At 37.8% G+C, this 25,526-nt stretch carries 18 protein-coding genes; 10 read left to right on the top strand and 8 right to left on the bottom strand.

Annotated features, from left to right (window positions below; translation table 11 throughout):
* The first annotated feature begins 353 nt into the window (after positions 1–353).
* Positions 354–2,132 carry a helix-turn-helix domain-containing protein gene (locus AC0L7T_RS14330; protein WP_473343373.1) on the top strand — a complete coding sequence of 593 codons (1,779 nt, stop codon included), beginning with the start codon at positions 354–356 and terminating at the stop codon, positions 2,130–2,132.
* Positions 2,133–2,175: 43 nt separating this feature from the next.
* Here the strand turns inward: AC0L7T_RS14330 and AC0L7T_RS14325 are convergent, their stop codons facing one another.
* Both AC0L7T_RS14325 and AC0L7T_RS14320 read right to left on the bottom strand, forming a co-directional pair.
* Positions 2,176–3,318: a serine hydrolase domain-containing protein gene (locus AC0L7T_RS14325; protein ID WP_473335972.1), complete on the bottom strand. Its 1,143-nt coding sequence runs from the start codon at positions 3,316–3,318 to the stop codon at positions 2,176–2,178.
* A gap of 112 nt (positions 3,319–3,430) precedes the next feature.
* Positions 3,431–3,643, bottom strand: coding sequence for a hypothetical protein (locus tag AC0L7T_RS14320; RefSeq protein WP_473335970.1), 213 nt, complete (start codon positions 3,641–3,643; stop codon positions 3,431–3,433).
* 150 nt (positions 3,644–3,793) lie between these two features.
* On the opposite strand from AC0L7T_RS14320, the gene AC0L7T_RS14315 reads away from it, so the two are divergent.
* Positions 3,794–4,870 carry a serine hydrolase domain-containing protein gene (locus AC0L7T_RS14315; RefSeq protein ID WP_473335968.1) on the top strand — a complete coding sequence of 359 codons (1,077 nt, stop codon included), beginning with the start codon at positions 3,794–3,796 and terminating at the stop codon, positions 4,868–4,870.
* Between the two features lie 228 nt (positions 4,871–5,098).
* Positions 5,099–5,992 carry an SDR family oxidoreductase gene (locus AC0L7T_RS14310; protein WP_473335967.1) on the top strand — a complete coding sequence of 298 codons (894 nt, stop codon included), beginning with the start codon at positions 5,099–5,101 and terminating at the stop codon, positions 5,990–5,992.
* A gap of 482 nt (positions 5,993–6,474) precedes the next feature.
* Here the strand turns inward: AC0L7T_RS14310 and AC0L7T_RS14305 are convergent, their stop codons facing one another.
* Both AC0L7T_RS14305 and AC0L7T_RS14300 read right to left on the bottom strand, forming a co-directional pair.
* Entirely contained in the window at positions 6,475–7,596 is a 1,122-nt protein-coding gene (locus tag AC0L7T_RS14305; protein WP_473335966.1) for a patatin-like phospholipase family protein, read from the bottom strand.
* A 966-nt stretch (positions 7,597–8,562) separates the two neighbouring features.
* The gene (locus AC0L7T_RS14300; protein WP_473343339.1) at positions 8,563–9,801 is read right to left on the bottom strand and encodes an alpha/beta hydrolase family protein; all 1,239 of its coding nucleotides are present in this window, start codon (positions 9,799–9,801) and stop codon (positions 8,563–8,565) included.
* A 323-nt stretch (positions 9,802–10,124) separates the two neighbouring features.
* On the opposite strand from AC0L7T_RS14300, the gene hsdR reads away from it, so the two are divergent.
* The 7 genes from hsdR to AC0L7T_RS14265 all read left to right on the top strand — a co-directional run bounded on the left by hsdR (position 10,125) and on the right by AC0L7T_RS14265 (position 20,340).
* The gene (gene hsdR, locus AC0L7T_RS14295; protein ID WP_473343372.1) at positions 10,125–12,497 is read left to right on the top strand and encodes an EcoAI/FtnUII family type I restriction enzme subunit R; all 2,373 of its coding nucleotides are present in this window, start codon (positions 10,125–10,127) and stop codon (positions 12,495–12,497) included.
* Between the two features lie 24 nt (positions 12,498–12,521).
* Entirely contained in the window at positions 12,522–13,007 is a 486-nt protein-coding gene (gene tnpA, locus AC0L7T_RS14290) for an IS200/IS605 family transposase (protein ID WP_473343338.1), read from the top strand.
* A gap of 1,154 nt (positions 13,008–14,161) precedes the next feature.
* Positions 14,162–15,601, top strand: a complete 1,440-nt coding sequence (locus tag AC0L7T_RS14285; protein WP_473343337.1) for a class I SAM-dependent DNA methyltransferase — start codon at positions 14,162–14,164, stop codon at positions 15,599–15,601.
* Positions 15,602–15,696: 95 nt separating this feature from the next.
* Entirely contained in the window at positions 15,697–17,328 is a 1,632-nt protein-coding gene (locus tag AC0L7T_RS14280) for a restriction endonuclease subunit S (protein WP_473343336.1), read from the top strand.
* A gap of 4 nt (positions 17,329–17,332) precedes the next feature.
* Positions 17,333–17,782: a hypothetical protein gene (locus AC0L7T_RS14275; protein ID WP_473343335.1), complete on the top strand. Its 450-nt coding sequence runs from the start codon at positions 17,333–17,335 to the stop codon at positions 17,780–17,782.
* Positions 17,760–19,439 carry a hypothetical protein gene (locus AC0L7T_RS14270; RefSeq protein WP_473343334.1) on the top strand — a complete coding sequence of 560 codons (1,680 nt, stop codon included), beginning with the start codon at positions 17,760–17,762 and terminating at the stop codon, positions 19,437–19,439. Before AC0L7T_RS14275 ends, AC0L7T_RS14270 begins: the two co-directional genes overlap by 23 nt.
* A gap of 94 nt (positions 19,440–19,533) precedes the next feature.
* The gene (locus AC0L7T_RS14265; RefSeq protein ID WP_473343333.1) at positions 19,534–20,340 is read left to right on the top strand and encodes an FRG domain-containing protein; all 807 of its coding nucleotides are present in this window, start codon (positions 19,534–19,536) and stop codon (positions 20,338–20,340) included.
* A 588-nt stretch (positions 20,341–20,928) separates the two neighbouring features.
* Here AC0L7T_RS14265 and AC0L7T_RS14260 read toward each other — a convergent pair.
* Genes AC0L7T_RS14260 through AC0L7T_RS14245 form a run of 4 tightly spaced genes read right to left on the bottom strand, consistent with a single transcriptional unit; the run spans position 20,929 to position 25,100 of the window.
* Entirely contained in the window at positions 20,929–22,152 is a 1,224-nt protein-coding gene (locus tag AC0L7T_RS14260) for a TolC family protein (protein WP_473343332.1), read from the bottom strand.
* A 3-nt stretch (positions 22,153–22,155) separates the two neighbouring features.
* On the bottom strand, positions 22,156–23,130 hold the full coding sequence (locus tag AC0L7T_RS14255) for an HlyD family secretion protein (RefSeq protein WP_473343331.1): 975 nt from the start codon (positions 23,128–23,130) through the stop codon (positions 22,156–22,158).
* 11 nt (positions 23,131–23,141) lie between these two features.
* Positions 23,142–23,813, bottom strand: coding sequence for a DUF4956 domain-containing protein (locus AC0L7T_RS14250; RefSeq protein WP_473343330.1), 672 nt, complete (start codon positions 23,811–23,813; stop codon positions 23,142–23,144).
* Between the two features lie 12 nt (positions 23,814–23,825).
* Entirely contained in the window at positions 23,826–25,100 is a 1,275-nt protein-coding gene (locus AC0L7T_RS14245) for a lamin tail domain-containing protein (protein WP_473343329.1), read from the bottom strand.
* Positions 25,101–25,526 lie beyond the last annotated feature (426 nt).

The raw sequence follows: 25,526 nt of genomic DNA, 5'->3' as shown, positions 1-25,526 counted from the left end.
TTTTGAAATAATATTTTTTTGTAGTTATCAGTGGACACTTGTACCTGTTGACAGAACAAAAATGAGCAAGAAAACAAGGCCAATCGTTCTGATATGAAATTGTGGACTTATTGGTGAGTTTTAGAACGTTTTGAGTTATGCTAATGCTACACTAGTGCTCTGACAATCATACAGTTCTGAACTCCTTCAAAGTCTATGTAGTATTAGGGATGGAAGTGGTTGATCTGATTAGCTTCCAGTATTCTCTCTTAGACCAAAAATTACAGGCAATCCTGGATTGTACGATGGCTTGTAATCCTTCTTGTTTTTTAAGTTGGAAATTGGTTATTTTAATCAAGCATTTTAAAAAGTTGGTGAATCAAAAATCCATTGCTGTACTTCCACTTGAGAATCTTAGCTCAGATCCTGAGAATGAATACTTCTCTGATGGGATGACCGAAGATATCATTTGCGCCCTGACCAAGGTTGAGGGGCTTAAGGTTACTGCCCGTACTTCTTCTTTCGCTTTTAAGGGAAAAAAGGTAGATATACGCATCATCGGTAACAAGCTGGGCGTCGCAACCGTACTGGAAGGCAGCGTCAGGAAAGCAGGTAACCGAATTCGCATTAGCACACAACTTATTCGAACGGACAATGGCTTTCATCTTTGGTCGGAGAATTTTGATCGGGAGTTAGATGATATATTTTCACTACAGGACGAAATTTCTCTGCTTATCTCAGAGAGCATTCGTGAGGAGTTTGGACACCTCTCTATTGTAGACCAATTGGTGAAAGCACCTACGGAAAATATTAAGGCTTATCAAGTCTATCTGAAAGCACGTTTTCAATTGAAAAAATGGAACCTACAGGACATTGAAAAGGGAGCCTATTATTTCCAGGAAAGCTTTGAACTTGACCCGTCCTTTGCACTCCCCTACTTCGGTGCCGGCTTGTGTCACAGCCTTCTTGGCTCTTGGGGAGGGAAACCAAAGCAAGCTTCCTTCGATCGGGCGGAACACTTCTTTAGGCTGGGTTCGGATATTAAAGCAGATTCCGTCTATGCCTATCACTGTCTGGCTACTCATGCTTTCTGGGGGCTTTGGAAAGACCATGAAGCCATCGAACTACTCCAGGCTGGAATCAAAATTGATCCCTATGACGCTGAAATCAATGAGTGCATGGCAGAGGTACTTACCGCCCGGGGAGATTTTGACATTGCCATGCAGTATATCGACCGAAGCCTGGAAAGAAACCCACTTTCCCCAAATCACCATTATACAAAAGCAAATATTTATTACCACCAAAACCAATACGACCAAGCTTTGCAAGCCTGTGAACGGTCGCTGGAAATAGATGCTTCATTTTCACTTGCACAGCACCTCTGGCTGGCCTGTTGCATCCAGTTAAAGGACAAAGATGGCCTTGCTCGGTTGGCGTATCTTCCTGAAGAATTGCGAGACGGAGTGCCCACCCTTTTGTTTAGTCTCGTCCATGAGAAAACGCAAGAAGAAACTGAGCAGGTCAAAGCATTGGCAAATACAATTGGTAACCTAAAACCACGACCACTTATGCCCTGGGACCTGTTTTTACGTGCCCAAATAGCTCCTGAACAGGCCATGGAGTCACTGCTGGAAAAGATAGACCATCGGATGGGACAAATGGTCTATTTTAAGCATGAAATCTTTCTTAAACCCCTTCGGAAATTACCAGCCTTTCAAAAACTGGACCAGGTCTATTTTGCGGAAAGGCAGCCAAAGCCTACAGAAACAATAACTGATTCCGGGAAGAAGGATATGTTGACCAAAGAGGAAACGGAACGATATCTTAGTGAGTTGGAACAGCAAATGGTGCAGCAAAAGCTTTTTCTGGATACCAATTTGACTTTGCGGAGTCTGGCGGAGGTTATTTCCCTTCATCCCAATAAACTGTCTCGTTTATTGAATGAAAAAATTGGTAAAAACTTTAATGACTACATCAATGGCTACCGCTTAAAGGCCTTTAAGAGAATAGCACTAGACCCGTCCCTCTCCCACCTCACGCTACTTGGCCTGGCATACGAAAGTGGCTTTACTTCAAAGTCTGTATTCAATGAATTTTTCCGAAAAAATACAGGACTGACACCCAAGGCCTGGGTTAAGAAGCAAAAAGGGTAAATTCAAATTTGAATACTTTAATAGGCTACCCTACTATTCCTATTCAAAGCTTTTTAAGGGCCATTAATACTTTCACCATTAGTAAGACAGCATCTTTGGAAGATTCCAGTTGATTGAGCGTTCCAGCTAAATACACATCCAAATCAGGACAGTAATACATGGAGGAACCGTTAAGTCCGGAATGACCAATAACCTCCCATTTAGGTAAGGTTGGAAAAAGCTCTTTAAAGGCAATTTTACGCAAGCCATATCCGTACGACATACCTTTTGTTTCCGGTATCCATTGCTGCATTTTTTTAAAGGTTTTGTCAGCCAAGAGCTTGCCCTGCATTAAGGCTACCTGAAAGGTGATCAGATCTTTCCCGGTGGAAACAATGGCTCCACCAGCCCAGTCTGCACTCAGACTCTTAAAGGAACTTATTTCATATTCTCCCGCATACATTTCTGCCATATCAAGCATAGGGTGTTTAGCCTTTGATCTCAGATTTAAATAGGTATGATTCATGCTAAGTGGCTCAAAGAGGTACTTTGTAAAAAACGCATGAAGCTTCATTTTACTTATTTCTTCAATGATCATTCCCAATAAAACGTATTCAGTATCCGTATACTCATATCCCGTACCAGGAGCAAAAGAGGGCTTAAAATGAGCTTTAGAAAAAGAAATCAGGTCTACTGGCTCCCAAAATTTATGGGGTTCCGCCACGATCAAATCAAAGATGCCTGGAGATCCATCTAGTGGCTCCCCAAAATAATCGGGTAACCCGGATGTATGTTGCAGAAGATGTGAAATGCGAATTGAATCCCCATAATCTACTCCGTCCATAATATGCAAACCTTTCATTGACTCAGGTGTCAAATATTTCGCGATTGGATCTTCAAAGCTAATCTTCCCCTGATCTACCAGTATCCCGATGGCAGTAGCTGTAAAGGTTTTGCCAATACTGGCCGTATAAAAAGGGTTTTGAATGCTCAATTCCCTCCCATCCTTAAATGTTCCTTTGGCCATATGCCATTCAAAATCATCTGTAGGAGAATAAAGGGACAGGAATACATTGTGTACATTTTCCTTCTTCAGTTCTTTCTCCAATAATCGATCAATCCTTTGAATTACCTTGTCCTGATTTTCTTGTGCCAGCAAGGCAATGGCACTTGTCAAGTAAATAAGTATTGTAGCTAACTTTTTCATTTTCTTTTGATTTTGTACGCTACAAAGGTCTTCTCTACTTGAGGGAATATCGTTCTGAATGTCTCTTCCGGTGAAATCCCGCACTTCTTCAGCAATATTTATTTAACCCGGATTATGTAATAGGATTCGTGATAGCCTGTCCCGTGTTTACGGGAAGTGTTGCAATCGCAAGAAAATCAGGCTGTTTGGAGATTTTAGCATACACCGCTATGGTGAAATTGAAAACAGCAACGATTGGGTATTTTGAAGCGATTTCAGCACGTAATAGATTGTCTATTGCATATTTCGGGTTTAATTCTACCCCTATAATCCTTGTTGAGGACACTCACAAACTTTTTGTCTTCAAAAAAGCCATGAAGTAGTCCTGAATTTCATAAGCCGGTCCCATTATACATTTTGAGACGATCGCAACACCCCTTCCGGCTAATTTTGAATCATCTTAAAATTTTGAAAACAAAACGAAATGACAATGCTAATGGGAAAATTAAAAGTTATGCTGGCAATGGCCTTCTTGATAAGTTTAGCTTCTTGTATTGAGGAGGATGGTAACACTCCTACCGATGCTAATTCTGAATATGATTCTGCGGAAGCCTATTTGGAAGAATTAGGATTTACGGGAAGTGTATTGATCAGCAAAGGAGATGATTATTTATTGAAAAGGGGATTTGGCATGGCTGATCAAGCCAATAATATCCCAAATGATCCCGAGCTTATCTACCGCATAGGCTCTATTACCAAATCCTTTACCGCCGCAGCGGTGGTCAAGCTCAAAAGGGATGGCTATATCAATAGTTTGGATCAAACTTTAAGTGATTTTGCAGCGGATTTCCCTTATGGAGACCAAATAACAATCAAACATCTGATGAATCACCAGTCCGGTATTCCTGATTATGTGGGGCCGGTTGAAAACTATGCTGAAGAAAACAATTACCACTTTGATACAGAGGAAATTTTTGATATTATCATTGAATCCATTGAAGAGGATGGTTTGGACTTTTCTCCCGGAGAATTCTTCGCTTACTCCAACTCCAACTATTTGATTCTGGGCCTACTTATAGAAGAACTTACAGACCTGTCTTACCAGGAGTATTTGAACCAAAATATTTATATGCCACTTAATTTAAACCATACGGGCAAAGGCCCTGATACCATAAGTGGAGAAGGAAGAGCCAAAGGCTATGACCATGGGCAGGAAGTAGGTCCTTATCAAATGGAGATTGCCTACAGTGCAGGTGAGATAGAAAGCAATATTGAGGACCTTGAAAAATGGGGAAAAGCATTGCTTTCCGATTTTTTTACCGCAGGTGAAAAGGAATTAATATTTGCTCCGCCAATGGAGCAAAACAGTATCAATGTACCCGGAGCCGGATTTTTTACCCTAAAAATCAATGAACAGGTTATCTATCATCATGGAGGAGATATCGACGGTTTTACCAGTCTTTTGGTACTGTTACCGGAATCAGAGGGTTTGATTATCCTACTCAGTAACGAACAAGATCAGGGAGAGCAACGCAATAAAATTTTAGAAACAATCATGGACAAGGAATTCTAACTCTCGAAAAAAATAACAATAATGAAATTATGGTCACTTTGCTGGCCTTATTTAGCAATCCATACAACGCTTGAAATGCCAAAGATTGTTAATGCAATGTATAAGCTTGGGTGAACTCGAAAATTTGAAAGGCAGCAAATTCACCCTAGCCTTTGGTTTTAAACTATTTTATAACAACTAAAATGGTGGGGTCATGAGAATTGGCCCTGCTCCTAAAATACAAATACGATGAAAAAAATAATTGTTGCAGGGGCTACCGGATACCTGGGTAGTCACCTTACAAAAGAACTAATGAGTCAGAAAATTCCTTTTCAGGCAATAGCCAGAAACGGCCAAAAACTTCTGGAACAAGGTCTTAAACCAGAACAAATCATTAAGGCTGAGGTCACTGATAGCTCGACCCTTCACGGAAAACTAAAGGATGCAGATGTCCTGATATCCACGGTGGGCATTACGCGACAGAAAGATGGCCTCAATTACATGGACGTGGATTTTCAAGCCAATATGAATTTGCTCAATGAGGCAAAGAAGGCAGGGATTCATAAATTTATCTATGTATCGGTAATCAATGGAGACAATATGCGGCAACTCAAAATTGTAGCGGCTAAAGAAAGATTTGTGGATTCCCTTAAAGCATCGGGGATGGAATATTCGATTGTTCGACCAAATGGATTCTTTTCTGATATGACTGATTTCCTTGACATGGCCAGAAAAGGCACAGTATATCTTTTTGGAAAAGGAAAATTTAAGCTAAATCCCATTCACGGGGCTGACCTGGCAAAGGTCATTATAGAATCAATAGATAATCATCAACCTGAATTAATCGTTGGAGGACCAGACATTCTAACGCAAAACGAAATTGCTCAAATGGCACTGACAGCATGTATGAAACCTGTTAACATTGTTCATCTACCAGACTGGATCAGGAAACTAACGATAGGCTTAATGAGAGTATTTACCACTTCCAAAACCTATGGGCCTTTTGAGTTTTTTCTCACCATGATGGGACAAGACAATATTGCTCCGAGGTATGGTGTACAAAGACTCCAATCTTTCTTAGCCCGAGAGGCAGACCAGCTTTATAAATATAAGGGCAATAAAAAACAACAGTTGGGTATTTAGAATGTAAAGCGGCAATTTATAGTTGATGATTTGTTACATTCAAAATTTGGGATAGAAGGACTATTATATGAGTCAATGCCTTAAAAATCAGCTATTTTGTACCATTATTCGTCTTTAGCTGTCGGTAGAAAAGACAACCATAGATGTGCTACGACTCAATTTCCAAACAGCCTGAATTTTTGCGATTACAATATTTCTCGATGATTCACACATTGTGATTTGTGCTCCCGATTCTCAGATTAACATAAAATAAGTTCTGTCAGCTCCAGTGTCATAACGGTGGGTTTTATGTTAAAACAAATTACACCATAATTTTAACTAGTCTCTTATTTTCCGTATCCCTTATTAGGTCATTCGGTACAACTAGGTTTGTTTTTATATAATTAATCCTTATACTAAATTGTCGTCCCTATAATTATTAAAGTCAACTTTCAATACCAATCTTTGTTTTATCAATATAAATGGGATTTTCAAGCCTATTATTAAAATAAGGCCCCTTCTTTCTGTGCTTCCTGAACCATCAGTATTGCTACATCTTTTGATAAATCAATGGTTCTAGGCTTACCTCCATTGGCTAGGAAACTATATCCATTTTCCCATATCCTATTCATGCTTTCTTCATTAAAATATAGGTCAGCTGAATGCTGCTCGTAACTCTTTTGATCCATGAAATACAACTTTATCGTGATTTTTCCCAAAGGTTCATCGTCGAGGTTATATTTTGTATCTATGTATTCTTGAATTATTTTTCCTGGAATATCCACATCATTATAACGAACATCATAAAGTAATATATTCAAAGTTCTCATTAATGACGGAAATATTTTCTTTTTTTCAAAGTTATCCAAATTAATACTGTCTGTGTTGTTTATAATAACATCAATGGTATTATCTTCTTTAAAATTTGAGTTATCTAAAATATATTTCATTCCCCTTAATAGAGGTACATTATCTCTTAATCCTGCATCTACCCAGCAATCTCCAACCTTAAAGGGTTGCTTATCCATATCTTTCCCATCATCTATATCAAATTGACTTTGAGTGGTGCAGTCTAAGCTCATGAACAATGGCTGGTTACCAGATCTCCAGATATGATGGAGCATTAATTCACGCTCCTCTTCTGAATTTTTATAATCCTCCGAATGAAAGAAATAAGAATGAGAGTTTGAGAAATTATTAACAGCGATTATAAATTGTCCTTTGTTAACGATATCAGAATACCTGCTTTTATCGTAAGTCTTATCTAAAAGCTTCATTAAATTTTTTGATTCTCCAAATGTTTCTTTACCACGTATCAGCCGCCATATTGCCTTAAAAAGATTTATTTCAGTCTCAATCTTATCCCCATTCTTTTTAATTTTAAATGGATTAACGTTGAATATGTCATATTGAGATACACCTGTATACATCGATCTTAACTTTTTAAAGTCTTTTTGTACGATCAATGGTGTCATCATACTACCAGTACTCGTTCCTATGACCATACTATATTTGAGTTTTTTGTCCACAACTAGATTTTCCACAAGGCCGCCTCCCCAAGCTCCCCTTGCGCCACCACCTGAAATAACAAGTACACGTTCTTGAGAATAGATTTTATTTGCCATGAGTATAAAAATTAGTTGCAATTCTTTTCATACCGATTTGGTTAAATGGAAATCATAAGATTCGAAAATTTGACCAATGAAAATAGACCCTTTAAAGGGGACTTCTACCGATGCTGAGCTGATTCTGAGACTATCAATTACAATATCCTGAATACTATAAAATGCCTTAATGTTCGTTTTAACCGCAAGAATCGATAGTTTAAGTTATGCTAATATTCAACATTAATCAATACCCAACCTTGGGCATTTTTCACAGATATCAATGAAGTATTGGTACTTTAATTTGTACAAAACTTTGTCAGATTTCTACCCGATACCCTGTATGAAAATATCATAAGAGTTCTTCACTTCAGCTAAGTAAAATAAAAAGTGCTTGGAAGAAATAAGGAAAATCAGTTCTCCAAGTTTCGGATAATTAAGGAGGTTACTCTAAGTAACCTCCTTAATCGCGTTGGCCTTTCAACCGTTCTAAACTCGCTCCAAAAACAAATTCTCGTTAATCTCTATAAGGTTTTCAAAGTTTAAAGTGGTAATCTTTCCAATTAAAGCATTATTAAAGTATCACTATCGCAAAAAGTGCGGAGGCCTGCCAGAGAGCGAGGCGGCGACCGGCCTTGCGGGGAGGAGATTTCTGCTGGATTGATTTTTCTTTGCTTCGTTTCTTTTTATCTAAGCCTGCCCTGAACACCTTAGTGAATCAGGGCCTGCCCTGAAGCAAAGCAACTCAGGGGAAAAAGAAATGAAGAGGCTAAAAGATCTTTTGCCGAACAATAGCAAAATTTTCACTTTCCAATTAAGTTAGCCCAATTCCATCTAACTTATTGTAATATTCAGGTTGACGGTTATTAAATTAATCCAATCAAACTTAATTGATCCGCTAAGGTGTTCAGGGAGTACTTGATGAGAAAACGAGCCAAAAAAATCAAGGCGGTCAAACCTTATTTCATATGAGGGGTTTACTAAAACCTACTCCCATCCCTTCACCTCACTACTTCTCCGATTGCCCAAACTATCAACCCAATAGATATACCAAAGTTTGGCATCTGAAGGAACGGTGACCGTACCTTTTGCCTTATCTAATGGTATCAAATCCCATTTTCTTTCAGGACTACGTTTGGTATCGGCAGTGTAAGCCAGGTAAACTTCATTGGAACCATGCGAAATAGAATACTTCGCCTTCCCCCCTTTTTGTTTTAATTTAATTGAACTAATAAATTCGGTTTTATCTTCCAACTGAGTACTGATAAAGCGGTAAATTTCCTCGGGTGCTGCTCCGTGTGGGTGACTGTGTTTCATTTCCGGTATCAGTGTATACTGTGCATTCTTGGCCAGATTGGCTGTTCTTTGCCAGTTTTCAACGAAATAAGCAAAATCATTGGTTCCATTAACAAATAGCATATCAGCTGTTGCATTTCCCACATAACTGGAAGGGTCCCAAAGTTTTACCCAACGTTGGGTTTCAACGACCCCAAGGGAATCAAACTGTTTGTCCCAGGCACTGCCTTCTTGTAAAAAGCCACATCCATACACCGGTACTGCCGCAGCAAAGCGCTGGTCCACCCCTGCTACCAAATTGGTCAAATAACCGCCCCAACTAATACCGGTAATGGCTGTTTTATCCGGATTAACGTCCGTAAAGGATCGGATAAGAGAGTGTGCCCTGACGATATTGGATACTGAATGGTATTGCCATTGTGCTGTAAAAGCCTCACCTAGCTTATAAAACTTGTAAACGTCGTTCTGTTTGGGGCCGCCAGTTTCCATGCGGCTGCGCTTCGAACCCCATGGATTGTCCTGTTGATCAGTGGGTAATGGCTGGTCTCCACCCAGATCCATAGCGATGGCCGCATAGCCTCTTTCAGCCCATTCCAGTGCCCAAATGCGAAAAGCCGTTCCTCCCCCACCGTGAACCAGTACAATTCCAGGAAAATCCCCTGTTTCGACATCCTTTCCTCCAATTGTAGCCGGACTGGCGTAGTAGGCGAATACTTCCGTCACCTGTCCTTCATATTCCTCACCAGTATAGGTCAAGGACCAAACAGAATCCGATTGGTCCAGCCATTCAAAGTCAGGCGCTTGGGATAAGACCTTTAAATCCCAAGGAATTTCTCCCTCCAGTGCCGGAGGCAGAGAAAGTCCCGTTTGAGCCATAACAAGCCCTTGTAAAAAAATAAGCGCTAAGCCAATTAAAATAGTTTTTTTCATGCCGATGGTTTTTGGAATATTTTGTTCCAAAATAAGAATAATATTGCTGAAATCATGAAGAACCTAAATTCCGCACCCTATTTCTTTAATTAATTAGTTCTTATAGTGATAAAACCTTCCAGGTTTCAATTGCCGAATTTTAACATCAGACTGATTTTTAACAAAACCTGGAAGGTTTGTGGATTTAAGGAAGAATTAAAATGGATTATTCGACTCCTACAAAGTTTAATTTTAAAATATTAACCAATGATAAAAAGAAAGATTTTTTCGTTTTCATTCAAAACGATATCTTTAGAAAAGGAACAGTACCTGAAATTTTTCTAATGGATAAAAAAAGTCTGACCGAAAGAGATATTTGCACCAAATTTATCACGCCTGCTATTAAGAAAGCTGGGTGGAATATCAAAAAGCAAGTTCGTGAAGAAGTCTTTTTCACTGATGGTCGAGTGATCGTTCAAGGTAGCGTTTATACTCGAGGAAAAAGGAAACGAGCGGACTACATCCTGTATTATAAGAATGAGATCCCAATTGCGATAATTGAAGCAAAGGACAATAATAAAGCTGTTGGCGCAGGAATGCAACAAGCACTTGAATATGCTGATATTCTGCAACTTCCTTTTATATTTACCTCAAATGGAGATTCTTTCGTTTTTCATGATAAAACTAACAACTTAAAAATAGAGGAAGAAATCTCTTTGGACTCCTTTCCTTCACCTGATGAACTCTGGTCAAAATACCTCAAATACAAAGACCTAGAAGAACCTGAGAAAAGGAAAATAGTCGAACAAGATTATCATATAGATGAAAGTGGAATGAATCCACGGTATTACCAAGTAAATGCTGTCAATCGTACCATTGAAGCAATAGCCAATGGGCAAAACCGCATACTTTTGGTCATGGCTACTGGAACAGGTAAAACTTACACTGCATTTAATATTATTTGGAGATTATGGAAAACAGGACTAAAAAAGAGAATTCTATTTCTTGCAGATAGAAATGCCCTCTTGACCCAAACTAAAAATGGGGACTTCTCCCCTTTCGGAAATGATATAATGCATATCATCAAGAATAGAAAGATTGATAAATCCTATCAGATTTATTTTGCGCTGTATCAAGGATTGACGAGCAATGAGGAAGAGAAAAATGCTTATAAAGAATTCAGCAAGGACTTTTTTGACCTTATTGTCGTGGACGAATGCCACCGGGGTTCAGCTTCGGAAGCTTCGGCATGGAGAGAAGTTTTAGACTATTTCGAAGGAGCAACTCAAATAGGAATGACTGCCACGCCAAAGGAAACCAAGGACATTTCCAATATGGATTATTACAGGGAACCAGTTTATACCTATTCCTTGAAACAAGGAATCATGGATGGTTTTCTAGCTCCCTATAAAGTAGTGAGAATCACAACAAACTTGGATGAAGGTTGGAGACCATCCGCCGGAATGCTGGATAAATACGGCAACGAAATCAAGGACAGAATCTATAACCTGAAGGATTATGACCGCAAAATGGTCATCGATCAGCGGACACAATTGATTGCCGATAAAATCACTCAATTCCTAAAAGCTACCGATCGATTTGCGAAGACGATTGTCTTTTGCATAGATATTGAACATGCACAGCGAATGCGAATGGCACTGATCAATGCCAATGCCGACCTAGTAGCCAAGCATCCACATTATGTGGTGAAGATAACTGGCGATGATGAAGTGGGTAAAAGAGAGCTTGATAATTTTACCGATGTGGAAGAGCGTTTTCCTGTGATTGCTACCACTTCGAAAATGCTTACTACCGGAATTGATACCAAGATGGTAAAGCTGATAGTATTGGAAGCCAATATTGCATCTATGACAGAATTCAAACAGATCGTGGGTAGAGGTACTCGGATTCGGGAAGCAGAAGGAAAACTGTTTTTCACTATCATGGATTTTCGAAAAGCTACGAACCTTTTTGCTGATCCAGAATTCGATGGTGATCCGGTTCAAATCTATGAACCGGGAATTGATGATTCCCCTGTTCCGCCAGAGGAAGGTATTGAAGAAAACCCTGACATGGAATCTGATAAAGTACCTCTCGAGTACGATGAAACACCCTCCAACATTGATATAATCGAAGAGGACCCCAATGTTGAGCCTAAAAAGTACTATGTGAATGATGTATCTGTTATGGTGATCAACGAAAGGGTTCAGTATTTCGGAGCAGACGGAAGATTAATCACAGAATCGCTGAAGGATTATACCAGAAAGAACATCGATAAAAATTTCTCTTCTCTCGATGCTTTTATTCTAAAGTGGTCTGAATCAGAAAAGAAAGAGGCATTGCTTAGTGAGCTTGCCGAGCAGGGAATTTTATTGGAAGCATTAAGGGAGGAAGTTGGGAAAGAAATGGATGCTTTTGACTTAATTTGCCACGTCGCTTTTGATCAACCTCCGCTTACACGAAAGGAAAGAGCCGAAAACGTTCGTAAGCGGAATTATTTTTCCAAGTACAGTAAAAAGGCACAGGAAGTGTTGACCAGTCTTTTGGATAAGTACGAGAAAGAAGGGATCACTACCATAGAGGAAGGATCAATTCTCAAAGTGCAGCCTTTGAATCTACTTGGGTCGCCTGTAGAGCTTGTTCGTGCTTTTGGTAAGCGGAAGGATTTTGATATTGCGATTAAAGAATTAGAAAACGAAATTTATCAAACGGCCTAATGAGGCCATTAATAGAATTTGAAAATGAGTACGTATTCGCAAATATATATTCAGGTGGTAATGGCAGTAAAAGGTCGGCCTAGTTTGATTTCTCAGAAATGGGAGGAAGAATTGTATAAATACATTACAGGGATAATAACCAATAAAGGACAGAAATTAATTGCCATTAATGGCATGCCGGACCATATTCACATTTTAATAGGAATGAAACCTTCTTGTTGCCTATCTGATTTGGTGCGGGAAGTTAAAAAGTCGTCCAACACATTTATCAAGGAAAAGAAATTTACAAAATCGAAATTTGAATGGCAGGAAGGTTATGGGGCTTTTTCTTATTCTCATTCTGATTTAAATCGAGTGATCAAATATATTCAAGATCAAAAGAAACATCATACGAAAAAATCATTCAAGGAAGAATACATAAAATTTTTGAAGAAATTTGAAGTTGAATACGACGAAACGTATTTATTTAATTGGATTGATGATGACGAAAGAAAGGAATCTAGGAGTTAGAAAGGTATAGAAAAACGCATATTTCGGAATAATGCGACCCCGTCAGGGTCGGACCTTTCCTTACTGTAATTCTTCTATAAACATATGATCCCTTCAGGATCAAGTATTGGATAGAAGATGGCGAAGTTTTGACCTCAAAGAGGTCAAATGTTTATAGAATTAGGGTTACAATCCGGATCTACACGACCCTGTAGGGGTCGAATTTTTCTATTCCGTAATGCATCTATAAACATGCGATCCCTTTGGCATCAATTAATGATAGCTAAGGTTTAATTCCAGATTGTTCGACCCCGTTGGGGTCGCATCTTTAATTAGCTTGTTGTTTCTATAAACATATGATCCCTTCAGGATCAAGTTTGGATAGAAGATGGCGAAGTTTTGACCTCAAAGAGGTCAAATGTTTATAGAATTAGGGTTACAATCCGGATCTACCCGACCCTGTAGGGGTCGAATCTTTCTATACCGTAATGCATCTATAAACATGCGATCCCTTTGGGATCAATTAATGGGTATAATACGGATTATGTGAGACCTCATAAAGGTCAAATGTTTATAGCTAAGGATTATGCTTCTGATTGTTCGATCCCGTTGGGGTCGCATCTATAAATTAGCTTGTTGTTTCTATAAACATATGATCCCTTCAGGATCAAAATGGGTGAAATATGACGAAAGTTAGACCTCGAAGAGGTCAAATGTTTATAGAATTAGGATTACCATACGGATCTATGCGACCCCAACGGGGTCGAACCTTTCTATAATAGGCTAAATCTATATACATATGATCCCTTCAGGATCAATTAAAAGATAGAATATGAATGAAGTTAGACCTCAAAGAGGTCAGATGTTTATAGGATTAGGGTTACAATCCGGATCTGTACGACCCTGTAGGGGTCGAATCTTTCTATACCGTAATGCATCTATAACATGTCAATCCCTTTGGGTTCAATTAATGAGTAAATATGGAGAATGAAAGACCTCAAAGAGGTCAAATGTTTATAGAAAGTACGTGATGGTCGAGATTCTACGACCCCAGCGGGGTCGCATCTTTCATTAACGTATTGTTTCCATAAATTTGCGATCTAATTTCGATAATTAAACGGTTTTTATAAACTGATAAAAATATAACGAACAACAAAAGAATTTAAAAAAAATAAATGTCCCAAATCACTACAAACATCAAAGGCATCCGCGATATCATGCGGAAAGACACAGGAGTAGACGGAGATGCACAACGTATCTCCCAAATGGTGTGGATGCTCTTTATGAAGATTTTTGCCGATAAAGAAGAAGAATGGGAAATCACCATTGACGGCTACGAAAGCCCCATTCCTGAAAACCTGAAATGGCAAACCTGGGCCGCAGATGAAGAAGGCCTCACCGGCGATGCCTTGATGGACTTCATCAACAATGAACTGTTTCCCGCCCTGAAAGAACTGGATTTTAGCATCAGCCCACAAGCCAAGATAATCCGTGCGGTGTTTGAAGATACCTACAATTACATGAAAAACGGAACCCTTTTCCGTCAGGTAATCAATCAGATCAACCGCATCGACTTCAATAGCTCTACCGAAAGGCATGTATTCAATGACCTCTACGAAACCATCCTAAAAGAACTGCAATCTGCCGGATCTTCTGGGGAATATTATACCCCACGTGCGGTTACGCAATTTATGGTGGATATTATTAATCCACAGCTCAAAGAAACCATCCTTGACCCGGCTTGTGGTACGGGTGGATTTCTAACCTGCGCCATAGATCATAAAAAAGCGCTGGTACAAACCAACAAAGACGAGCGAGATTTACAAACTACCATTCGCGGAATAGAGAAAAAGCCCCTTCCCCATTTGTTATGTACAACCAATCTGATGCTGCATGGTTTTGATGTGCCTGCTGTGAGAAGAGATAACTTGCTGAGCAAGCCTTATGCGGATTGGGGTGCTACCGATAAGGTAGATATCATCCTGACCAACCCTCCCTTTGGCGGTGTGGAAGAAGATGGTACCGAAACCAATTTTCCACAGAAGTTTCGAACCAAAGAGACGGCTGATCTTTTCTTGGCGTTAATTATACGCTTGCTAAAAGATGGTGGTAGATGTGCCGTGGTTTTGCCTGACGGAACGCTGTTTGGGGAAGGTGTGAAAACCCGTATCAAAGAAGAACTCATGGAGCGCTGCAACTTGCATACCATTGTACGACTTCCCAATGGTGTGTTTAATCCCTATACAGGCATTAAAACCAATATACTGTTCTTTGCCAAAGGAAGGCCAACCAAAGACGTCTGGTACTTTGAGCATCCTTATCCGGCTGGTGTAAAAAGCTATAATAAAGGCAAGCCAATCCATATCAAGGAATTTGACTTAGAAAAAGCCTGGTGGAACAACCGGGAAGATGAAAAATACAGTCAACATGCCTGGAAGGTTTCTGCTGAGGAGATCAAAGCCAGAGGATATAATCTGGACATAAAAAATCCACATCAGGAAGTAGACAACCTGGCCTCACCAGAAGTGATTCTAGAACAATACAATGCTACTTCTAAGAAGATCAGTAGCATACAGGATGAGATTGTAAAAGTATTAAAAGAAGCCCTAAAATAAATCGTCATTGCGAGGAGGAGGTACGACGACGAAGCAATCTAGGTAACTGATGAGATTGCTTCGGTCATTCTTCCCTCGCAATGACGGACACATATATGAAACTACTAGAACATTTCAAGGAACTGACGGTACACCCCAAAAATGCTGAAGAGCTAAAAGGCTTGATTTTGCAATTGGCTGTTGAAGGAAAATTAACAAAGATTGAAAATCAAAAATCCCAAAAGTTATCCGAGCTAATTGAATTTACAAAAAATGGTTTTTCTGGGAAACCAAATGACGACGGTGTTGGTATCTTAAGATTAGGAATAGAATGTGTAACCCAATCGGGTTCTTTTTTTATAGATGTTTCTAAGGGTCGATTTATTGAAATAGATGATTCTAAAAGGGTAAATTATAATTGTCATTTTAATGACATTTTTATTTGTCGGCAAAATGGCAACTTAAGGTTTGTGGGAAAAGCCGCTGTTTATAATGGCAATTCAAATGAGGTTATATTTTCAGATTCTCTTATTCAAATCCGACCAAAATCACAGTTGATTGATTCGTCTTTTTTGGCTCAGTATTTATCTAGTGTAAAATGCAGAGAAGAAATTGAATCCTATTGTTCTACTACAGCTGGTAATTATAGTGTAAATGGTACCAATTTGAAAAAGGTTACAGTCTTTTTTGGTACTCTCGAAGAACAAAAAGCCATTGTCAGCATTGTCAACCAATTATTTAAAGAAGTAGAAGAACTGGAGCAGCAAACCAAAGCACGTATCCAACTGAAAGAGGACTTTGTGACTTCGGCTTTGCAGCAGTTGGCCAATGGGGATACCGCTACCGAATGGGATTATTTACAAAAGCATTTTAAAACCTTTTTTACCGAGAAAAGCAGCATCAAAAAACTTCGAGAAAGCATTTTGCAATTGGCTGTGCAGGGTAAATTGACCAAGCATTGGCGGGCTCTTCGACAGGCTCAGGGACCGCCTGTTGAACCAGCCACTGCCCTATTAAAGCGCATCAAAGCAGAGAAAGAACAACTGATCAAAGAGAAAAAAATTAAAAAGGAAAAACCAAAGTGGTCTGGTTTAATTAAGGATTTAGAGAAGCACTTCGAAGTTCCGGAGGGCTGGGGATGGTTACGACTTGGTGACATATGTAATCTTAAGCATGGTTATGCATTTAGAAGTGAATTTTTTAGAGAGGGTCTCGGCCCATTTGTTTTAACTACACCCGGGAATTTTTATGAGACTGGAGGTTTTCGAGATCGAGAATTAAAAAGAAAATATTACGATGGGCCTGTAAATAAAGAGTTTATATTAAAAGCAGGTGATTTAATTATTCCAATGACAGAGCAGGCTACTGGTTTATTAGGTAGTCCAGCATTTATTCCTAATAACGGAAGAGTTTACCTGCACAATCAAAGACTTGGTAAAATGAGTTTCGATACAAATATCGTACTCCCAGAATTTGCATTTCTTTTCTTTAATAGCTCTTATTTTAGAAATGAGCTTGCTAGAACTTGCACAGGAATGAAAGTTAGACATACTTCTCCAAACCGAGTACTTTGTGTTCCTTTTCCTATATGTGATATCACTGAACAAATGGAAATAATTAACATAACTAATGCTTTATTGAAATTATGTGATAACTTAGAAAAAAAATTAGAACAAAATACCAAGCAGCTAGAGGATTTGTTGCAGACTTGTTTGAGGGAGGTGTTTACGTTAATAGTTGAACCTTAAAAATATGAGTTTAGATAATTTTTACAAACTTAGACATAATTTTATCATCCTTGGATTGACAGGAAAAATGCAATCAGGTGCTGATAAAATAGTTGATTTACTTACACAGGACAAGTTAACTGAGGACCAAAATATATTCTTGAATGAATTTAAGGATACCTATTCTTCAATTAGTGCAAGTGAATCAAGTAAAGTTAGGAGAATAGTAGATTTTTTTGATTACAGTGATAATTGGTTAAAATTTGATATTATAGATTATAGAAATGTTGTTTTACTATTTATTCTTCATCAGAATTATGATTCAGATTCTGAAAAATATATTTCCAATATTAGTAATTGGATAGTTAGATTGGGGAATTACAAAAAATTTATTACTCCCAGATTTGGTAATGAAAAAGGGATAGCAAAAGGAAGTTCTGAATTTATCACAAATGAATTTAAAAAAAAATGTTAAAAATTATCTATCAAAAATAGAAATAGATTTTGGTTATAGCAATAATTTATTACAAGCTTTAAAAAATTTGGATGAAAATGATTCCTGTAATAGGAATTTCTTCTTTAATGAAGAATTTAAACGATTATCTGAGATGTTTTTTAATAGTCTTGACAAATATAGTCCTTTTCTAAGACATAAATTAGTACATGTAGTTTCTTATTGTTTGAGAGGATTTGGAACTTTGGATATTGATGTAATTGAAAAAAATAGAAACACAGATGATTTAGAACATATTTATATTATTACTGATGTAATAAATAAATTGATTAAAATTCACAGAAGTAATACGGAAAATAAATCTGCTAGAGTAATTATTGATCGATTAAAAAATTCATACGAGATAATGTATTTTAGGGAAAAATATTCTGGCTTTTATATGATGACAGCAAGTCGAAATGAAACTGATAGAAAGAATCTAATTATTTCAAAAATTCGTAATAAGGAAATAGCAACGGATTTAAATGAAAACATTAGACTAGTTATGGATCTAGATGAAACTGAATACAAGATAGATGAGTTTAAAATTGGTGAATTCGATGGTTTTGATGTAGAAAATTGTGTTCAAAAATCCGATTATCATATTGTAATTAGAAATGATTTAAATAATAGAAAGACTATTGAGGATTATAAATTTACTGCTGAAAAAGTAATTAATAAAAAAATTGATAGAACAAATGAACATTACATCTATCAGCCTTTCATATTACAAGTGCTAAAATTAATTGCCTTAATTCAGCAGCCTGGACTAGTTACTCCCACTTATATTGAGAGGATTATGCAATCTGCATATAATTCGAAATTAAATTCAGGATGTATATCAAGACAAGTAGGTGCTGTTGTTACAGATAGTCATTTTTCGGTAAAAGGTATAGGTTGGAACGATGTTCCATATGGTCAAACCTCCTGTGCAAATCGAGATTTAAGAGATTTAGTTGAAAACCAAAAAGAGGGTTTTTCCAATTTTGAAAAAGGACAAACTGATCATAAATATAAAGATGGTAAATCTTTTAATGAAAAAATAAAATTGGATTTTAATTTGAATGATAATGAGTTAGAAAGTAATCTTAAAGGAAGGCCTTGTTCATTTTGTTTCAAATCATTCCACAATTCTTATGAAGGTAAAGAAAATCAAGTACATACTCGATCATTACATGCAGAAGAGAATGCTATGTTACAAATTTCAAAATTTGGCGGGCAACCATTAAATGGAGGTAATTTATTTACTACTGCTTCACCATGTGAGCTTTGCTCTAAAAAAGCATATCAATTGGGAATAAAAAATATTTTCTTCATTGACCAGTATCCTGGAATTTCAAAAAACCATATTCTAGAAGGGGGGAAATCCAATCCAAATATTTATCCTTTTCAAGGTGTTATTGGAAAAAGTTATCAAAAACTTTTTGAACCTTTTATGTCTATTAAAGATGAAACTACATTGCGATCAAAAATTAGACCTCGTATAACTAAAAAAGAAAAAATATTACAATTAAAGAGTATACTAAAAGATGAATTAAATAGGGATGAGAATAAGACTGTATTTCTTAAACTTGAAGAATTTAAAGATAATGAAAACATTATAGGGAAAATTATTGAAATGATTAAAAAAGGGATGTAAAATAAATTCTAGATATAAATTCAATTATCTGAAAGGAGAATAATCAAAACTTAAAATTCAAGTACTATAGAATAAGGTGTTTTTTATTTAGACAATGGAAAGATTAGCTTCAAATAAATATCGGATGAATTCTGTTGAAGAGTTTATTTCACTTTTACAACTACATCCAATGCATGTAGATGAATTTCGACTATTTCGAGGTCAAAAACATGCATCTTGGAAATTAGAATCCAGGCTCTACCGAGAAGTAATAAATGCTAATCTCAAGCAATCCTTTTATGAAATAGAGCGCAAGCTATTTGAAAACTTCAAAAAAAAACTAGATTCTTTAAAGAAAGAAACTTCGTCAGATACTGAAGTTTTGGCATATGCTCAACATTATGGCTTACCTACAAGACTTCTAGATTGGTCAGCGAATCCTTTGGTTGCTTTATGGTTTGCTTTTAGCCAAATTGCTACTGGAGATTTTGATCGAGTTGTGCAAGTTATAAAAATCCAAAAATGGGATTATAAAAATGCTGAAGATGTAAATATTTTCAATACTAGACTTGCCAGATTTATTAAGCCTGCAAATCTTCTAATGGATGACCGAATTAAGAATCAGGAGGGTTGGTTTTCAAATCAGAATTTGAAAATTATTCCAATTGTTAAGGAGCCACCAGGAGACGGTCTGCCTCATTTTGGTCGATCCGGTTTAATTGAGGAAGATGAGTACTTTAATATCAAAATCACAAAGTTTTTATTTAGTAATTCTCTTAGAGAATTAATTTTGGCAGACCTCAATAAAAAAGGAAATTCAAGGGAATTTCTATTTCCTGACTTTTCGCAAATTTGTAACCAAATAAAAGATGACGTTTATTTTGAATTCATTCAAGGAAACAACAATAACTTTAAAGGTTAAAATTTATTTATATATTGTTACTTATAAACTTTAAGTTATTAGACTTATAAAATATAAATTGCAATAAAGCTGAGACAAATGAAATTCTCAGTGGAAAAGAAGGACTTACGAAATTATTTTCTTGGTAGCCTAAAACCTAACAAACTTTACTTAATCTGAAAATAAGACCTATTACAGAGAAAAATTTATCGATCAATTAAGTCTTTATCAGAATTTGCCATGGCGCACACAACTTCTATGTCATTTGCATTTCCTATCCTATTGCTGAATAACTTATGGGGATGCCTGTTTGAAATAGGATAAATAGGTTACTCCTTAACCTTAAATTCATTGTGATTTCGATTTTAGATTTTGTCAGTATTGTTGCAGAAAAAAAGGCAACAATACCGCCAAAATCGTGTTGTTCTCATTGTTTTACCATGGCCTGACGGCCATGGCTATAAATATTTCACCCCTTTAGGGTGTTTTGGATTTAAAAGCGTCACAATTATCATCAACATAGGAAATTAAATTAAGCTATAAAGAGTTAGAAAAAGTTCTAAGTCATGCGTAATCCTATTATCCTACAATCGTTCTCCAATTAAACCTCTAATTCAACCCCGCGCTAAGGTAATTTGTAAAAGGTTGTTGTTGCAATAGCTCTGAGTACCAGAGGTAATCAATATAGGCCAGGTAGATTTCCTTTTTTATTCGGGCAGCCATACTTTTTGATTTGATCATGCTGCCTCTCAGTTTGATCATGGTAATGGGGTTACTGTCTTCTATTTTTTGAAGACTGGAGGCTAGCGCTGGAATATCTAAACTGTCCAAGCGATTTTGTAGGTTATTGTAGCGTATCGATAAGTTTTGCAAATTTTTCTTTACCAATTCCACCCCCACTTCTTGTTCAGTCTTTGCTACCAATAGATCGTTTTCTGCTTCTATGATTTCTAGTTTTCTTTTGGTCATATTGTCCTTATTGGGATTGGTAATAGGAATGGCTATCCCAATTCCTATGCTCCATGGCTTTCTTTCTTGTTCTATGCGGTAGCCCTGGTACTGGGCTTTTATATAACCTATGTTGATATTTGATTTGTCTAGTTTCCATTCCGATAAGGCCAAATCAATTTTCTTCTGTCGATAGGCCAATTCACCTACCCCGCTAAAATTTGGTATGTCTTTAACCAAATACTGAATTTGCTCAATTGGGATTATCTCACTTAATGTCCATGAAATAGTCTGATTTCGAGCCAAAGGATACAGTGCTTCGATATTGCTTCGCTGTGCATCTTCTCCAAAGGTTAATTCTTCTAACTCCACCATTTTTTCTATCTGCTCAATTTTTAGATCAGCATAATCATTGGCATCAAAATAACTCGAAAACTTTTGAGCTGCTAAAATATCAATTGAGGTTTTTATTATTTCTTGTTCTTCTTTTTTTAACTTTTTTAATTCGTCCAGGTAGGCCCAGTTGATGATCGTTTCATAATGGATCTTCATGACTTCTTTTAATTCACGCTGCCGATCCAGTTGCAACATTTGCTGGTAATTTTTAAAATATTCGTTGTTGCGTTTCACTTCCCAGGGGTTGGCAGGGTTTAACCTTACGGTATAATCCTGACGGTCATTGTCGAGTTGGTTGCTCTCGGTACGAAACTCCAGGCCACGAATTAAGGAGAGTTTATAAGGGTTTTCGTCCAAAAAATCATCCTGGGTGTCAAATACCTTCACGGCAGATGACTGTAAGGCCGATTGTAGAAAATCTTCCATGGTCAACTGAGCATAGCCCATAAAAGGAAAGAACAGGAAACAACTAATAATAAATATCCGCATGGCTTATCGTATCAAAACTTTTTCCCCATTAGAAAATGTGTTTTCAGCAGGGATCTCAATAAACACTTGTTGGCCAAAGGCTTGATTGGCCGTAGACTTTTGCAGGATTTCAGGCAATTTACTTACCGAACCATAGCCGATTATCTCCCCCTGAACGGAGTTTCTAAGCTGGTCATAAGAGGAGACGCCGACGATTTTCCCAATATTAAACTGAGTGGATTTCTTCCCTATAAGGTAGGCAACCACCGTGGTGGGGTGTAAAGGGTTTATTTCCAAAAGAGAACTAAAGGACTCCACTTGTTCTCCGGCTTTTACATAAACATTTTTCACTACCCCAGAAGCAGTAGCATATTTATTCAAGTTGCTCTTTTGGGTTTCTAACAGCTTTAATTCACTTTCCCAAAGGTTAATTTGATTTTCAAGCAACTGCAACTCGGTGGTACTTTCCTGATTTACATCCTCAATTTTAATGTTTAAAGCTTCGATATGCTTTTGCTTTTGTTGTTGCAGTGACCTTATTCTGACAGCCATGGGAGAACTGGCATCAGCCGATGCTTCAATGGAAAATTCTTTTGTGATTCCTTCATTCATCTTCATTTCACTCTGCATTTCAAGAATCTTTGCATCCAGCTCCTCAAGATCGATTCCCACCTGGGCTTTGATATAGGATATCTCAGCATTGACAAGTTTTGCTTTTTCCGCTCGTTCTGATTTACGAATGGTTATCTGGTTCCTGAGTTTAGTGATGTCGATTTCTAGTTCCTCACTGGTAAGTTCCACCAAAAGCTCTCCAGCCTTCACCTCCATCCCAGGTACAATGTGAATGGCCTTCACCAAAGCTGCTTTTTCTATTTTCACCTTGTATTCAGCCGTTTGGGCGATTCCGACGGAGGACTCCCCGCTCCCTTTAAAATAGCGGCCACTGATAAACAACATCGCAACCAGCATCATTGCTATCAATACATAAAACCAATTCATATTTTTAGCCATTAGTCTGGAAGGTTTTCGTTAGAAGACAACTTAATTTGTGATATACCTTCAATAGCTTTGATGTCATTAATGAAATCATCTTTTAATACACCATTATTTAAGGTTATTGCATATTGATACCGGGTTGCCATTTCTTTATTGACTTGTATGGTCAACATGCGAAAGCCCTGACAATGGTTTTCAAAAAGCCCGGTAATGCTTTTGAGCTTATCGCTGTCCTCTATGGTAAAATGCAATTGATTGTGGTACTTAAAACTTCGGAAGGGTGAGGCGTGAAGCAGTAAAGCCACCAGGCAAAAAAGAATGGCTCCCACAAAGGATATGGTGAAACCATAAACCCCAATGGCCAAACCGGTACTTAAAGCAGCGAACAGGAACAATACATCCCTTGGATCATCGATGCGGGTACGAAAGCGAATGATGGCCATCGCTCCAAAGACCCCTAAGCCTCGGGCAAGACTGTCTCCTATCGCCATCATTACCAAGGAGGTTACGAGTGCTCCTAAAATCAATGACTGGAAGAAGTTTTTAGGATAAACATCACCCGTAAATGTGAGTTTATGGGTGATAGCGATCAAGGAAGACAAGACAAATGCCCATATAAAAGAGTAGGTAATGTTTACCAATTGCGGGTATTCATAAACCGGTTGATCAGGAAATAATTCAAACATATTTTCAGGTGATTAATTATTGGTTTGGCCAGGTGTCGGGTTTTCCATTGCTGCCCAGGTTGTGCCACCATCTATGGTTCTTCCCCAGGATATATCTTTCTCCTGGGCCTCGAAAGTATAGGTATCTATGGTTCGTCCATCGATATAGAATAAGCCAATGTCTTCCCCATCTGCACTCAAACTGAAATTAAGATGCAGCAAACCTTCATCGATTGATCCATCGGCCCAAAGCACCAGGTATCCACCAGCGGGAATAGTGGTGGCATCCGCATCATCAGAGGAAATTTTATCCGCAAATGGATCCTCTTTATTGTCTGAAAGATACATTCCCCCTAAGTTTACAGGAGTAGAACCAGTATTGTGAATTTCTATCCAATCGTCAAACTCTTCTTCCCCACTATCGGTATCTGGACAGCAAGTGTTATTGCTGGCCATAAACTCGTTGATGACGAGTTGGGGTAAAGGATCTGTATTTAATAAATAGTCTTCCAGGTTTTCCGGTGCAGTTGCTGGCTTAAATGTGGAAAGCCCATTGGTACCCACTGCTTCCACATAATAGGCTACAGTTCCTTCAGTACCCATACCTGGGATAGTTCCGGTATAAGCTGTACCGCTTTGGTACGACATGGTAACTTCCGTAAAGGCACCATCATTGAATTGGTAAAACAAGCTTACGGAGGCAACACCAGCAGTTGAAATCAGTTCGGCAGTTACAATTACCTCCTCATTCAGTGCCGGAACGGATGGAGTACGTGATAGGGAATTAATGGCTGGAGCGCTATCGTCCCCATTGGACTCCCCTTGGGAAGTAGTACCAGTAATTTCCCAAAAATCGGAACCGTCAGGAAATCTTGCGTAGGACTGTCCATTGTCAAGGTTTGGGTAGGCAATATTGTCGATAAGTGTACCAGCTGCGCTCTCTAATGAAATGGCTTCCCCATCTCCCGACAGTTTAAAATTGGTATTAATTCCTGATCCTAAATCATTGCAAAGCAGCACGAGAAAGCCATAAGCGGGAATGGTAGTACCAGCTGGAAGGCTGTAAGCATTGCTTTCATCGGAAATGACATAGCCCCCTATATCCTGACTGCTTGCTAATGCATTGTACAGTTCGATCCAATCTCCACCGGAAGCAAATATTTCATTGATAAAAATACCTTCAGCTTGGGGGACTATTTCTTCCTCTTCCTCACATGCAGCGGTAAATAGCAGAGTGCCAATTAAGAGACATGAAAAAGGATTGAAATTCATTTTTCTAACGGGTGCAAATTTTCTAAATAGTGCCATAAAATGCTTTTTTCAATATCAGGTGATTAAGAGAACAACCTATTGTCTCAATATTAAGATTAGACGAGATACCGCTATAAATCCCTCGCTGTAGATCCAAAATAAATTCAAATATCAGAATCGAGGGTGTATTTATGGACCATTCTGGGATGCTTTTACCATGTTGTTCGAGAAATATTGTGTTGGTAATCTGGTATTTGTAGGTAAAGTTTGCCTAAATGATCCTTTTCAGTTAAAAATTCTAATAGGCTATGCTTATGTCGTTAAAAAATGGGGGGATTGGTTTTGTTTCTATTATTATTCCATGATTTGCTAATTTGCCAAAACACCCTTCCATTGTATAGAAAATCTAGTTGAATAGGCCATTAATTTGGTATCAATATGAAATAATTTTAATAAATTGAAGAGATTACATTTTATCAGAAT

It is taken from the genome of Cyclobacterium sp. 10D3-21 (assembly GCF_055809755.1).
The sequence above is the reverse complement of the archived record's forward strand: the minus strand, read 5'-3'. Positions and strand labels throughout refer to the sequence as shown.